9 protein-coding genes are annotated in these 14787 nt (G+C 34.8%); 4 read left to right on the plus strand and 5 right to left on the minus strand.

Translation table 11 applies throughout. The features are described 5' to 3' along the window. Positions 1-443: 443 nt before the first annotated feature. The 5 genes from AB9K26_RS03180 to AB9K26_RS03200 form a co-directional block, all read right to left on the minus strand. Positions 444-2405: a putative porin gene (locus tag AB9K26_RS03180; protein WP_369971090.1), complete on the minus strand. Its 1962-nt coding sequence runs from the start codon at positions 2403-2405 to the stop codon at positions 444-446. A 125-nt stretch (positions 2406-2530) separates the two neighbouring features. Continuing rightward, on the minus strand, positions 2531-3409 hold the full coding sequence (locus AB9K26_RS03185) for a hypothetical protein (RefSeq protein WP_369971091.1): 879 nt from the start codon (positions 3407-3409) through the stop codon (positions 2531-2533). Between the two features lie 35 nt (positions 3410-3444). Continuing rightward, complete coding sequence (locus AB9K26_RS03190) at positions 3445-4209, minus strand: hypothetical protein (RefSeq protein WP_369971092.1); 765 nt, start codon at positions 4207-4209, stop codon at positions 3445-3447. A 19-nt stretch (positions 4210-4228) separates the two neighbouring features. Continuing rightward, positions 4229-5638, minus strand: coding sequence for a RagB/SusD family nutrient uptake outer membrane protein (locus AB9K26_RS03195; protein WP_369971093.1), 1410 nt, complete (start codon positions 5636-5638; stop codon positions 4229-4231). A 14-nt stretch (positions 5639-5652) separates the two neighbouring features. Further along, positions 5653-8700 carry a SusC/RagA family TonB-linked outer membrane protein gene (locus tag AB9K26_RS03200; RefSeq protein ID WP_369971094.1) on the minus strand — a complete coding sequence of 1016 codons (3048 nt, stop codon included), beginning with the start codon at positions 8698-8700 and terminating at the stop codon, positions 5653-5655. Positions 8701-8903: 203 nt separating this feature from the next. Between AB9K26_RS03200 and AB9K26_RS03205 the strand changes: the two genes are divergently transcribed. From AB9K26_RS03205 to AB9K26_RS03220, 4 genes are all read left to right on the plus strand, one after another. Then, on the plus strand, positions 8904-9506 hold the full coding sequence (locus AB9K26_RS03205; RefSeq protein WP_369971095.1) for a ribonuclease HII: 603 nt from the start codon (positions 8904-8906) through the stop codon (positions 9504-9506). Between the two features lie 29 nt (positions 9507-9535). Next, positions 9536-11968 (plus strand): ribonuclease HII, encoded by a 2433-nt coding sequence (locus tag AB9K26_RS03210; protein WP_369971096.1) that lies wholly within the window; start codon positions 9536-9538, stop codon positions 11966-11968. Positions 11969-12075: 107 nt separating this feature from the next. Next, positions 12076-13626 carry an OmpA family protein gene (locus AB9K26_RS03215; protein ID WP_369971097.1) on the plus strand — a complete coding sequence of 517 codons (1551 nt, stop codon included), beginning with the start codon at positions 12076-12078 and terminating at the stop codon, positions 13624-13626. Positions 13627-13735: 109 nt separating this feature from the next. Beyond that, on the plus strand, positions 13736-14785 hold the full coding sequence (locus AB9K26_RS03220) for a nucleoid-associated protein (protein WP_369971098.1): 1050 nt from the start codon (positions 13736-13738) through the stop codon (positions 14783-14785). Positions 14786-14787: the final 2 nt, after the last annotated feature.

A 14787-nucleotide genomic window follows, 5' to 3' on the forward strand; every position in this document is an offset into this window, starting at 1 on the left:
TGTTAGGCCTGCCGCTAGCGTTCATCCTGAGCCAGGATCAAACTCTTCATCGTTAAATCTTAAATGTCGTTAAACGACACGATCGAATCGTTCGGTTCGGTACTCAAAATGGTCTATTCTTGTTTCTCGGAAAAGCCCCTATAGGACTCTCCTCTACGCTGTCAATTCAATATGTTAATGAACTTTGTTATTCGCTCTGTAATAGTACCTCCGTACTTAAGCGGGTGCAAATATAAAACCCTTTTTTCTTTCCCGCAAAACTTCAAACACTTTTTTTTCGCTTTTTTTCAAGCAACCAAAAAAAACGCTTCCGCTTTTTTCGAGGGTGCAAATATAGAACCATTAAAACATCTTATCCAAACTTTTCAAAACTTTTTTTTCCAAAAAAAATAATCCTTAAGTTCACAACTCTATATAACAGGTGATTAGAATTAAAACTTGGATTATAAAAAGAAGTTCCATACTAATCCAAAACGGATTGTAAAATCTCTATAAGGGTAATTTGGAGCAGAGAAATAATTATAACCCGTAAAAGCTGAGTTAAAATGTTCTGCTTTGAAGAAAATTCTTGTCTGTCTTATTTTTGCATTCAAGAAAAAATCCAATCTAGGGAAATCTCCGACCATAGTTTTATCCTGAACATAAAATTCAGCTAAGAGAGGATCATATCCATCCATATAATATTCAGTAAAATAATTAAAAATAATTCCTGTTTGAAGAAATAATGCATCTTTAAAAAAACTGTTAGAATAGTAAAAAGTGTTTCTAGTAATGAATTGAGGAATATTAATATCTCCTTCACCCTCGATAACATCTTGGTACATTAAGGTATTATCTAAAGCAAATTTCCCAAAAGTGATTTCCTTATTAATATTAAGCTTATAATAATTTATTGGATTTGAACTTTGAAAAGGTTTAACACTTTCTGTTTCTACTAGTCTCTTAAAATAGGTGTAATTTTCAATATTATAATAATCAAATGTTACGTTAGCCAACTTTGAGGAGTTAAGTTCAAATTTAAAGTTATTGGTATTTACATTATCAAAGGACTCTAAATTGTACCAATTATAATTAATGTAATCGCTTGTATAAAGTAAATAATTATAATTTGGAGCAGACGAATTTAAAGTGATTGTAGCTTTCGCATCGATATCGTCATTAAATGAATATCCTAATCCTGCCTTAACAGAACTGCCTTCAAAAAGTCCACTTATGTTTGCTAGAACTTCTCCAGACAACAAAAACTCTCCAAAGGTGTTTTTATAATTAGCTCCTATGGCAATTGTGTTATCCTTAATTCTATTTGGTATGATTTGAGATTCTAAAACAGTAACATTATCGTAACCGTAATTGTAATTTGAATAATCTAAATTCATCTGAAAATTTCCAATAGTATTAGAATTATACATTACGTACATCCTATTGTAAAAATTTTCAAGAGTTGTTCTATCAACAATTTTTCTTACAAAGGCTTCTCCAAAAAAATCATCTGCTTGAGTCTGATCAAATTGATAGTATTTATCTTCAAATGATAAAATATGACCAATAGCTAGTTTGTTTTGAATTGAATCTTCAGGTTTTGAAATTAGATATTCATGATCTAAATAAACCCTTTTTCCTTTGAGGATGCTTTCAGCATTCTGAAATTGAGGATCAAACACAGCTCTATCAATAAAGTCTTCATCTCCTGATTGAAAATTTATAACATCTTCATCAGTAATTCCTCCATTTTCTTCATTCAATAAGTCTTGAGTGACCACATGAGCTCTAATGTTATATCGTCTATTTTTAGTATGGTAGTTTGCAGTGACCCTAAAATTACCTGTACTTGTTAAAATATGCTGATAATTTCCTAAAGATCGTAATCCTTTATAAGCTATTGAAAAATTAAACTGTGGCGATGTATTAACCGTAAAAAAAGCATCCAATACTTGACCTTGTTGAAACGCTGTTTTATAAAACAGTTCTGTTAAGGGTGTGGGTACATGGTAATAATCAATATCATCAATTTCCATATAATTGAAGTGACGTGCCCTTGAACCAAAAATTGGAAGAGTTGATTGTTTATCTAAAGGTTTAATGAGTGCATTATAAGTTTGCCCAATATTGGAAAAAGGGATTAAGCCAAAGTTATCTCTACGAAGATAATTAAACTTATACTCCTTCTTTATTGATAAGGTTGTGTCAACATACGTTGTATCACGACTTGAAGATATTATTAGATACTGTTCAATTTTAGCATCCTCATTTTTGATAATATTAGCACTACTTCTTCTTGAAGAAGTATTCAAAGTGTCATTTTCAATTTGAGTCTGCTTTAATTTCGGTTTCATCAAAACTTGTGAGTAGTGATGTTGAGCAAATACAATGAAAAAAATAAAAATGGTAAAAGCCTTAGTCTTCATTCAAATTAAAATTACACAAAAGTAACCATTTAAAACGTTAAGTAAATTGCAATATTACGAAGTATTTAGATATAAAAAAGCCTGTGTACTTACACAGGCTTTTTTTATAACATTTAAATATACTACTATAATCTTGTCAAACTAAATGATGAAGGGAAAGGTCCTCCACAAGATCCGTTTGGATCCTCAGTATATTGAATAGTAATTGTTTGATCATTACAAACATCCCATGGTCCACTATCTGCAGCAGCTGCACCAGTAAATCCATATTCGTCTGCACCATTACAAGAAATTCCTAATCCAATGTATCCACCTAAAGTAACATAATCATCTTCAGAAAAGCTTAATGATGCTGAAAATGGAGTTCCACCTGTAAAGGCAGGAACCATTGGAGAAGAGAATAATCTCACATTTGGATTGTTAGGGTCTACAGTTAAAGTTACTGTTCCAGGAGCCATATTTGAAGTCCCGTTTCCAGGTCCAATAGTAGCAGCTACGTCAGCAATCATATAGTCACCTACAAAATAATCAGCAGGTAATACATCTGGGTTAGAACATGGAATTGTAACTCTATGTGCTGTAACACTAGAATCATCAACACCTATACCAACAGTATTCACATTTACATCTGTGATAGTAACGTCGAATGACGTTACAAAGTTTCTACCTAAATCCATATTCATTAATGGAATAGTGATAGATGCTGATCTGTTGATAACAGTTGGGTCAACAAAAAGTGTTCCTCCTGAAGACGATACAAATTGAGTAAAGTCTCCTTCAACAGCTGTTATAGTATAAGTAATGTTCAATCCGTTTTCATAAACAGGTACATTAATCTCAACTGGGATTGTTACACTTGAAGCTGTCTGTCCAGTAGTTGTAGCAGCAGTAAAGAACTCTACCCATCCTGAAGTTGGATCATCTCTAAAACGACTATCACTTTGATCACAACCAACAACAAAGACTAACAATAATATTGGTATTATTTTAATTATATTTTTCATACTCATCGAATTAAATAAATTATTATAGTTATTAATTATTGGTTAAGACAGAAATCTGTTACATCTTCTGATCCCCAATTACCTTCATTGGCAGCATGCACAATGATTGAACAACTTAACTGGTAATTACCAACGATTGTACCGTCTGACTGACCATCACCATATGAATCAGTGATAGTAAAGGTATAACAACCATCAGGTAATGTAAAGTTCCAAGTGTAAGTTGCAGGATCTACTGTGATTCCAGTAGGACAATCGCCAAAATCAGAACACTGAACCACAATAGCTCCAGAGCTATCGGTTATATTCCAATCTCTTTCTTCTGCCCAGTTATCCTCAACCAAAGTAAGCGTCATATCGTTACATACAACCTCTTTCACATAACGGAATGTAGTTGAATCAGATCCAACAACCGCTACACCAGATGGCAAATCAAGATTTAACACTAACACATTAGTAACTAAATCTGGTAAGTTATCAAAATTACCGAAGCTCACTTCAAGAGTTCCTTCAAATGAACCAGCAGGAATCGTGATAGAACCAATTGTATAATCGGCACTAGCTCCTGTAGATGAATCTTGATCAACTGCAACATCAAAAGAACGTGCATTGCTAGACGTATTAGTTGCTTGAACAGTAACCGTTACGCTTGTTCCTTCTTGAGGCACTACGATATCAGTCACAGCTGTTGTGAAACCAATACCTGTTTGGTCTGAGCTTGGGTCGTAAATTACTGGTTCGAATTCACCACAAGATGACATCAACAAACCAATAACTAAAACTTTTATAAAATTTTTCATAATTTAATTTTTTTTTTAATTAGTAACCAGGAGCCTGAGTTATGTTCGGATTACCGTTTAACTCTGCTACAGGTATAGGGAATGTAAATCTATAGTCAGTAGAAGCTAACTGACATGGTACAGCTCCACCACAATCAGCTGGATTTCTATCAAAACCATCATTTGTAATAGATCTTGTTCTCTTAACATCAACAAATCTGAAACCTTCATAAGCTAATTCTAAACGTCTTTCAGCTAAAATTTCATCCATTGCATCTGGAAGGTTATTGAATCCAGACAATGCTGTATCGCCACCTGTTCTTGCATCTCTAATATCTTTCAACAAGCTAGCAGCTCCATTGTAATCTCCAGATTTAGCTAAGATTTCAGCACGTATTAAATACATTTCAGAAACTCTGAATACTTTCACATCGTTTAAGTAATCAAAACCTTCTTTTCCAGGATATTTTCCAATGAAGTGAAGATTGTTTGCATCATCAGTAAGAGGATCGATATTAACAAAAGCTCTAATATCTGATGGGTCAGCAGTTACAGCATCGTAAAAACCATTAGACATTTCCATGAATGCTCCACCTGTTCCAGTAAAGTACCAAACACCACCAACTCTTGGGTCATTATTTCCATTAGTTCTGTAAAGCTTAAAGATAACTTCAGTGTTATCTGTATCGTTAGCGAACATATTAATGTATTGACCTTGGTCAGCTAAAGGATATTTATCCATTAATGCTTGAGTAGCAGTTAAAGCAGTTGAAGAAGCTCCAGAATATAATGCTGCTCTAGCTCGTACAGCTGTAATGAAATCACGAGTGACATATCCATTATCAGTGTATGAAGCATCAATTAATCCCATTGCAGTGTCAAGGTCATTATTAATAAATTCAAAAACCTCACCTGCAGTACTACGAGGAAGTTGTTCGAAAACAACCACAAAGTTTGAAATCGGCACACCTGCGTCACTATCTCCATATCCAACTCCGTAATGAGCCAATACTTCTAAATGAAGATATGCTCTTAATGCATAACAATCACCTAAAATTTTATCGTATTGCTCTGCCTCAGCAGCATTTGCAGGAGCAATTGTTGAAGCCGCTTCCAATACCCTGTTGATAGAGTTGATAGTAGCATAACAATTTAACCACATGTTTTGAGACTCAGCAGAGTTTGCTTGAAGTACCCATTGGTGAAAACCAACTTTTTGCCCACCGTTATCAGCACCGATTTTAGTATCATCTGTATAGTTTGAACTATAATCGATCATGTTTTGAGGATTGTACTGGAAATAGATCGCATTTAATCCATTTTGTAAATCCGCAACATTGGTAAAGGCATTTTCTGCCGGAATCGAATCTTCCGGTAAGATATCTAGTGCATCGTTACATGAAGTAGCGAAGAACATAGACAGTATTGCTATAATTATTACTTTTTTCATCTTTATTTTTTTTTTTAAAATTCTATGTCAAATCCAAGAGTAACTGTCTTAGGAGTCGGATACTCGAAGAACGTACTTGAAATGTTAGATTCTGGATCGAAACCTCTCCACTTAGTCCAAGTTAAAAGGTTCTGACCTTGAACATAAACTCTTACATTAGTAAACAATTTAGTCTTTTCAAGGAATTCCTTGTTTAAGCTGTAAGATAATGAGATGTTTCTCAATCTTAAGAAAGAAGCATCTTCTAAATATCTTGTACCAGCTTGAGCTCTAGTAACTGAGTTGAATGCAGGAATATCAGTAACATCTCCTGGTTGTTGCCACATACGCAACATAGCAGTAGACATGTTAGCAAATCCAGCTAAAGACGTATCCTCTACGATAGCATAACTACCGTTAAGACGCCATTGGTCAGCAGCATAAGTAAACAAAGCATTCAAAGCAAATCCTTTGTAAGACAAGTTAGTACCAAAACCACCAACATACTTTGGATCTTGAGTTTTGTCTAACAATACTCTGTTAGCTGTTGAGAAAGTACCTGTTAAGTTACCATCTTTATCTAACCAAAGTGGTGTTCCGTCTGCAGGATTAACACCAGCCCATCTAACTCTGTAGAAAGTACCAATAGCATGCCCTTCAGCAAGTGCAGTACCACCACCATTTAAGATAGGGTTTTCAGGATCATAATCGTCTCCAAGATTAGTAATCTCATTCTGGTTGTAAGCAATGTTACCATTTACACTCCATTTGAAGTCACCATCTAAAATTTGATAGTTCATACTAAGTTCAACACCTCTGTTTTCAAGAGCACCTAAGTTAGCATTGATACTAGTGGCAGATGACAATAATGAGAGTGGTTTAGCGATAAATAAGTCTGTAGTCTCTTTTTTGTAAACATCAACAGAACCTGTCAATTTATAATCTAGTAACGAGAAGTCTAAACCAACGTTGAACTGTGCAGTTTCCTCCCATTTCAAGTCTGGGTTATCGATTTGCCCTAAAGCAAATCCAAGACCTCCGTTGTACGAAACACCTGAAGTATATAAACTAAATGCGTTGAATGCACCACCTACTCTTTGGTTACCAGCTACACCATAACTAGCTCTTAACTTCAACTCGTTAGCGAAACCGTTTCTGTTGAACCAAGACTCATTGTGGATGTTCCACTTTCCAGAAACAGACCAGAAAGTACCCCATTTGTTAGTATCTGAGAATCTTGCAGCAGCATCACGTCTGATAGACGCTTGTAAACCGTAACGATCATCAAAATCATATTTACCAACAGCGTAGTAAGAGAATAATCCGTCGTTAAAACTTGTAGCAGATAAAATTGGAATATAGTATTGTGTTTCATCTGCACCTTCAGCAACAGAACCATCAGTGATAGCACTACCTGAACCTACTAACTTTGGATTTAAACCAAATCCTTGGAAGCTAGAAGAAATAAAGTGTGTCTTATTGTATTCAGTACCTAATGTCAAGTCAAAATAATGCTTGTCATTAAACGTATTGTTATAGTTAACATTTGCATTGGCAATGATTTGAGCATTTCTTTGGAATCCTTGGAAATGGCTACCTTTTTGCTCAGAGTTAGGATCAGGAGTAATATCACCTCTAATACTTTCAGGAGTAGTGATACTCTTGAACTCTAAATGTTCGTAATCAATACCAATAGAACCTCCAACCGTTACATTCTTAACAGCTTCAAGGTTAGCACCAACTCTACCAACGATTTTCATCTCATCATTACTGATCTCGTTCAATGCATTTGTGTTCAATGTGATGAACGGTGTATTTAAGAAACCATTGATGTTAGTGAAATTCTGAGTAGAATAAGCCGTACCTGTGATGTTTAATGAACCATCAGGATTGTATGGCGAAATAAAAGGCATTGCTAAATAAGGTGCCAAGAATGGATTATCCAACTGACCTGTTCCTTCGTTTTCAGCAAAGTCGTTTTTACTGTAGTTGATTGTTACGTTAGAAGTAACATCTAATCTATCATTTAAACTAGTGTTAACATTCGATCTGAATGTGAATCTTTGGATAGCAGATCTCTGAGTAATACCTTCTTGCTCGAAATAACCAATAGAGTTAAATGATGTAGTACTTTCACTACCAGTAGTCACATTTATTTCGTGTGAGTTTGTTGTTCCTTTTCTGAAGAAAATCTCTCTCCAGTCAGTATTTGCTTGAGCAGCTGTCGCAGCAATCTCAGCATCTGAAATAGAACCTCCTAAACCAATTCCATTTCGCTTTTGGAAGTTTAACATCTGTAAAGAGTTCATTACTTCAAAGCCTGGATCATTGTAAGTAGATTTACCGTACTGTGCACGATAAGCAACTTTAACACCATCACCTCTTTTACCAGTTTTGGTTGTCACAATGATTACACCACCTGCACCTCTGTTTCCATAAAGAGCAGAAGCAGAAGCATCTTTTAATACAGATACGTTCTCAATGTCATTTGAGTTTAAACTTCTAAAGTTGTCTTCATTAACAGGCACACCATCAATAATAAATAATGGCTCAACGTTACCGTTAATAGAGTTTCTACCCCTTAAGATTACTGTACCACTGGCACCAGGTTGACCTGAACTTGTTTGAATGTTCAAACCTGCAGCTTGTCCTTGAAGAACTTGATCAAGAGAAGCATTTGGCACTTGCTCTATATCTTCAGACTTTACAGTTTCAATAGCCGATGTTACGTTTGATGCTTTTTCAGTACCATATGCAACAACTACTACTTCATCTAAAGCCGCAACATCTTCAGCCATAGCAACATCTATAGTACTGCTTGCGCCAACTTTACGTTCAACTTTTTTCATACTAACAAAAGAGAATACCAAAACTTCTCCTTCACTAGCTTTAATGGAATAGTTTCCATCAAAATCTGTTTGAACTCCTCTAGAAGTTCCCTTTACAATTACATTCACGCCAGGCAACGGTAATCCATCACCTTCTCCTGTAACTGTTCCTGTGATTGTTTTCTCTTGTGCAAAAGAAAATTGCATCACAAACGCCATAAAAAGCGTCATTAACCATGTTAACTTTAATTTCATAAAACAATTATTTGAGTTAGTCTAGCGCAAACATCTTAATAATATATTAAATAAACAAGTATTTTTGCCAAAAAAATGTTAACATCTTGACGCTAAAATTGTTCATTAAATAACTGCACAATTGATGCTTTTACTGCCCTTTAGATGACATACTTTCTAAAAGGTTGCGTTAAAATTTTAACTTTGTTCAAACTTTAACATTTTTGGCTCTAATACTTAACTTTTCTGATTTTGATTTGGAATGCGGAACCGATGAAGCCGGAAGGGGCTGCCTTGCAGGTCCTGTAACCGCAGCTGCAGTAGTATTTGCTAAAGATTTCGAGAATGAAATCATTAAAGATTCCAAACAGCTTTCCGAAGACAAAAGACTTTATTTAAAACCGCTCATCGAATCTGAAGCTCTATCTTTCTCAGTAAGTCACATTCATGAGCACACCATAGACAAGATCAACATTCTCAATGCGTCTATATTGGCTATGCACGAATCCATTGCAAAATTAAACCCTGAACCAGAATTCATTATTGTTGACGGCAATCGGTTTAAACCTTACAAGAAAACACCACACCAAACCATCGTTAAAGGTGATAGCAAATATCTTTCAATTGCTGCTGCTTCAATTTTGGCAAAGACCTCGAGAGACCATTACATGGCCAAAATCCATGAAGAATTCCCGATGTATAATTGGCTACAAAACAAAGGGTATCCTACTAAAGAGCACCGAGAAGCCATAAAAAAATACGGCGTTACAAAATACCATCGAAAATCTTTTAGATTATTGCCAGAACAACTAAAATTAGAGTTCTAAGTTTTTATATTTGTAAAAAAACTTACTTAATGAGATACTTTTGGCTAATTCCCTTGTTATTACTGACTTTGTCAAGCTGCGAGAGGCGTCATCAATCTTCATCAAACATTTACAGTTTCATTCCAGAAAACGCCTCCATCATCCTAAAAGCCAATTCGCTTGAAAGTTTAGAAAGCGCTACATCCCAAAACCAATTATTGAAAGAGCTATTAACTTATTCCCAACTCAATCATTTTAAAACCAACATTGCGCCTGTTAAGCTGATCAAACCCCAAGAAGATCTTCTTATAACCATATCGAAAGACTTAAACGACAGTCTCGAGGTGACTTTTATAACTAAGCAACATATTGGATTATTTGATGTAGACTCGATTCCGAATTTAATTTCAGAAACATTTACCAAAGGAGCCAAATCAATCACAAAGCTTGATTTTAATAAAAACATTTACTATACCTCAACCATCGACAGTGTGTTTGTGCTATCAAATCGATTAAAATTAGTTGAATCTGCTTTCGATAGAGGCACTGAACCTTCGCAATGGGAAAACCTTTTGGAGATTTCAAAAGACACTAAATCAGCTTCCGTATTAATGGATTTGAAAAAAAATCAATTTAATCCACTATTTTACAAGTATGATTTCACTGAAGACCTTTCGTTTTCAAACATGTTGATGCTTGACATCGATATCAAACAAAACGATATTTTCTTCAACGGAATTACTAAGGCTACAGACTCTTCAAAAAGCCTAATCAATGTATTCAAAAATACCGTTCCACAAGAAAATAAGATTCCAACCATCGTTCCCAATGATGCTGATTATTTTTTGAGCTTAACCTTTAATGATGTCAAGGTTTTTAGTGAACAGCTTTCAAAATTTAATGGCACTGATTCAATTCAAGATGGAAAGTTAGTTTTTGAAACTATTACCGAAGCTGGACTGGTCGAAATAGACGGTAGAGATGCCTTCATTATAAAATCCATTGATGGTGAAACCACTCGAAGCAATCTCCCTCAAAACGCATACTCAAGTTTTCGTTCGTTTGATATTTACAATTTGGATAACGTCGAATTGTTCAAATCTTACTTCAATCCGTTTTTTGCGACTGCCAATGTCAATTATTACACGTCAATTGATGATTTCTTCATTTTTTCTGAAAATACCGATATTTTGGAAACTATTATATCAAACTACCTAAACAGCACTACATTGTATGAAAGTGTAAAATTTCAAGAAATCATGGAGCATTTGAGCGATGAATCCTCAATGTTTGTTTACGCCAATCCATCAGCCTTAAACTCAATCATGAATCTCAATTTTAATGACGATAAAAACTTAAATCTTAAAAACTACCAATCTTCTGCCATTCAATTCGTTTACGATACAGATTACGCTCATGTCAATGCAGCATTAAAAACCTACAAGACTAAATCTACAAACAGTTCTGTGTCAGAAGACATTAACATCACTATGGACGAAACCATTCTGACCAACATACAACTGGTAGACAATCACACAAACAACCAAAAAGACATCATTGTTCAAGATCTAAATAACAATCTATACCTTATTTCAAATCAAGGAAAAATCTTTTGGAAGAAACAACTCGATAGTAAAGTCATTGGAAATATTGAGCAGATTGATATGTTTAAAAACGGACGATTACAATTGGCTTTCGCTACATCCAAAAAATTATATGTTATTGATAGGAATGGCAAAGATGTGGCTCCATTTCCTAAAGTATTTAATGATGACATCACCCAACCATTATCTGTTTTTGATTATGATAACAAACGTGATTATCGATTAATGGTTACCCAGGGGAAAAATGTCTTCATGTATGATCAAAAAGGACAGGTTGTTAATGGATTTAAATACGAAAAAGCAAACAAGAATATCAACACACAACCTAAACACTTCCGAATAGGAAGAAAGGACTACATTGTTTTTGCCGATGGAAATAAAATGGAAGTTTTGAGTCGTGTTGGCAAAAGACGTATTGATGTAAAAGAACAAATCGATTTTTCTGAAAATGAAATTTATTTGTACAGAAACCATTTCACCACCACAAACCGTTCAGGAGAACTTTTAGAAGTCAATCAAAATGGCCAGGTAAGCCACAAAAATCTAAGCTTAAATGAAAAGCATTTTGTAACCACAACCAGCAAAACCTTGGTCACACTATCAGAAAATAAACTGACGATTAAAAGCAAGACCATCGATTTGGATTTTGGCGATTATACCACTCCAAAAATCTTCTATATCAATGACAAAATTTATGTTAGCACCACTGATAGACAAGCCAAAAAAGTATACCTTTTTGACAGTCAGGCAAAATCCATAAAAAATTTCCCTGTCTACGGTACTACAGCAATTGAAATGGAAAACATAGACAACGACAGTGCTTTGGAGGTGCTTGTCAAAGGAGAAGACAAGAGTATTATAATCTATGAAATGAATTAAAAAACACCTACCAATCATACATTTATTTCATCTATCCATACATCTTCTTTGCATTTATTTTATTTAATAGCTACCTTTAAAACCGCTATTAATCAATCTATTATAACATGTCGTATAAAATCTCCTTATGCTCTACAATAAGCACTTTGTGCTTGATTTTATTTATCTCTTTTAATCTCGAAGCACAGACCAAACGTTTAAAACGACCAAAAAGTTCGGTTGGAGTTTCTAGTGTCGATAATTTTGTACGGGAATCTTTTGACCTTTATGATAAAGTGTATAAATACGATGGTTATGCTGCAGCTGGAACACCATTAGATGACAATGACATCGATGTACTAGAGGATGCACTTGTTGAGCTAACTGCTTTAAGTGAAAATGCACCAAATATTGTTTCCGATTTGGATGGTGTAGGAGTTCTTAAGCAAGGGAAAGCAACACTTCAAATCAACAAAGCAAAAAAAGCATTGGCTTACAGTACAAAAACGGCCAAGGAATTATTATTAGGCGAAAGAGAGCATCAAAACAAAAAGGATGATGAATCAGATGCTAATGAAGGAAACTCAAACAATAATGAATCAACAGACAAAAAAGATGACAATAAAACCTCTACGACGCCAGAACAAGTTTCAAATGTTTCTGACAACCTAGAAGTTCTTAGCAAGTTTGATTTTGTTCCAGGTGATAAATTGTTGTTTTTTGACGATTTTTCAAGAGATTTTGTTGGTGACTTTCCATCTAAATGGAACACAAATGCTTCTGGTGAAGTCGTAAAAGTCAATGGCGAAAACTGGTTTGAGCTGAAGCCTGGCTATGGTATATTTTTCATTCCAGATGTTAAGGATTTACCTGAAGATTACAGCATTGAATTTGATATTTTAACACAAGGTGTGGGCAAAAACACATCGTCAACAGCAAGATTACACGTTATTTTAAGTGACAATCTCAAGTTTGATGAAGGCCAGGAACATTATGCGCAAGTTTCTCTCCCTTTTGGTCAATACGGTGTATTTAATATTAGAGCCTATAACTTTTTTAATGGTGGTGCTGGTGACATCAATTCCCAAGTTAAAGCAGACATAAGAGATGAAGTTCTCAACCAACCTCATATTTCTATCTCAGTTACTAAAAAGCGCTATAGACTTTGGGTGAATGAAGTGAAATATCTAGACATTCCTAGGTTTATTCAAGAAGATAAGGTTCTGAACCATATCAAGTTCCATATCAATAATTTTAAAGATGGCGAAGAGCGTCTTTTTATCAAGAATTTAAAAGTGGCTGAAGGCGGAGTCGATCTCAGACGAAAGCTTATGGCAGATGGCAAGATTTCAACTAACGGAATACTATTCGATTCTGGTTCTGCAAAAATAAAGAAACAGTCTTATGGCATTATAAGACAGATTTCCCAGGTGTTGATGCAAGATGAAAGTATGGCTTTAAAAATTGTTGGCCATACCGACTCAGATGGAGATGATTCCAGTAATTTAAAATTGTCTCAAGCACGTGCCAACTCAGTTAAACAAGCCCTAGTTGATGTTTACAAAATCAATGGAGACCGTCTTACCACAGATGGCAAAGGTGAAGCTGAACCTGTAGCAGACAACTCATCCAACGAAGGGAAATCACAAAACCGACGCGTCGAATTCATACGGCAATAAGGCAACCAAATCTCAAGTCCCCAAACCTTAAAACACCAAAGTTTTTCTTTGGTGTTTTTCTTTACATTTTCAGTCTATTTGAGTAGTATTGCATCTCAAAATCGATATCATGATCAAACGAACAAAAGCATCCATTTCAAAGTGCATTCTTCATAAAGTTGGCAATAAATTCAATAGCACAAGAAATGCGTTTTCTGAACAGGAACTTGAGTTTGACGAAATGAGTTATGATCTTATTTTGCCTTATTTATTGCGTCCGTTCGGGAATCTTTCTGAAACTTACAGGTTTAATCACCATTCCAATATCGAATTAAACGAAATCAATAGTTATGCTTCAGAATTGCTCAATGATGATTCCAATTTTATAGAGATTTCAAAACACATCGTCAACCATTTGTTTGAACAATCCAATTCGGCACAAATCAAAACAGGTGATGTCTTGGTATGCCTGTTTCATGATATCCAGTATGAAGATTATTCCACAGATGCTGTTGGAATTTTCAAAATTGAAAATAAATCGCATTTCTTTCAAACCTTTTTAGAAAACGGCAGTTACGATTTGATCACCCAAAAAGGAATTTCGACCAAAAAAGTAGATAAGGGTTGTTTAATTTTAAATGCTTCAGATGCTGAAGGAAAAATCATTTTGAGTGTTGATCACAACAATTATGATACACAATACTGGACCAAACATTTTTTGAATGTTACATATCCCGATGATTCCAACGAACATACCAAGAACTACATAGAAATGTGCCGTGAATTCTCAAAGGAAGTGATGCAGCCTCAGTTTGGCGGACAAGAACAAAGTAATTTTTTGGCGAAAACAGTAGACTTCTTCAAAGAGCATGAAATCGCTAATATTGAGACTTTTAAGGAAGAGGTTTTTGAAAAAGATGATGCTTTGGAACTTTTTGAAGATTTCAAAAAAACTTACGAAGCTGATCATAACATAGTGATTCGAAACCAGTTTGATGTATCTGAAGTGGTTTTAAAGAAGCAAAAGCAAAAAATCAAAACCGAAATAAAATTAGACACTAACATCCAGATTAAATTAGATGTTGATGCTCCAGATGCTTCAGCAGAATACTTGGAACGTGGCTATGACGAGATTAAAAAAATGCACTATTACAAAGTATTTTTTAATGAGGAAGGTTAACT

Source organism: Psychroserpens sp. XS_ASV72, assembly GCF_041224425.1.
Classification (GTDB): domain Bacteria; phylum Bacteroidota; class Bacteroidia; order Flavobacteriales; family Flavobacteriaceae; genus Psychroserpens.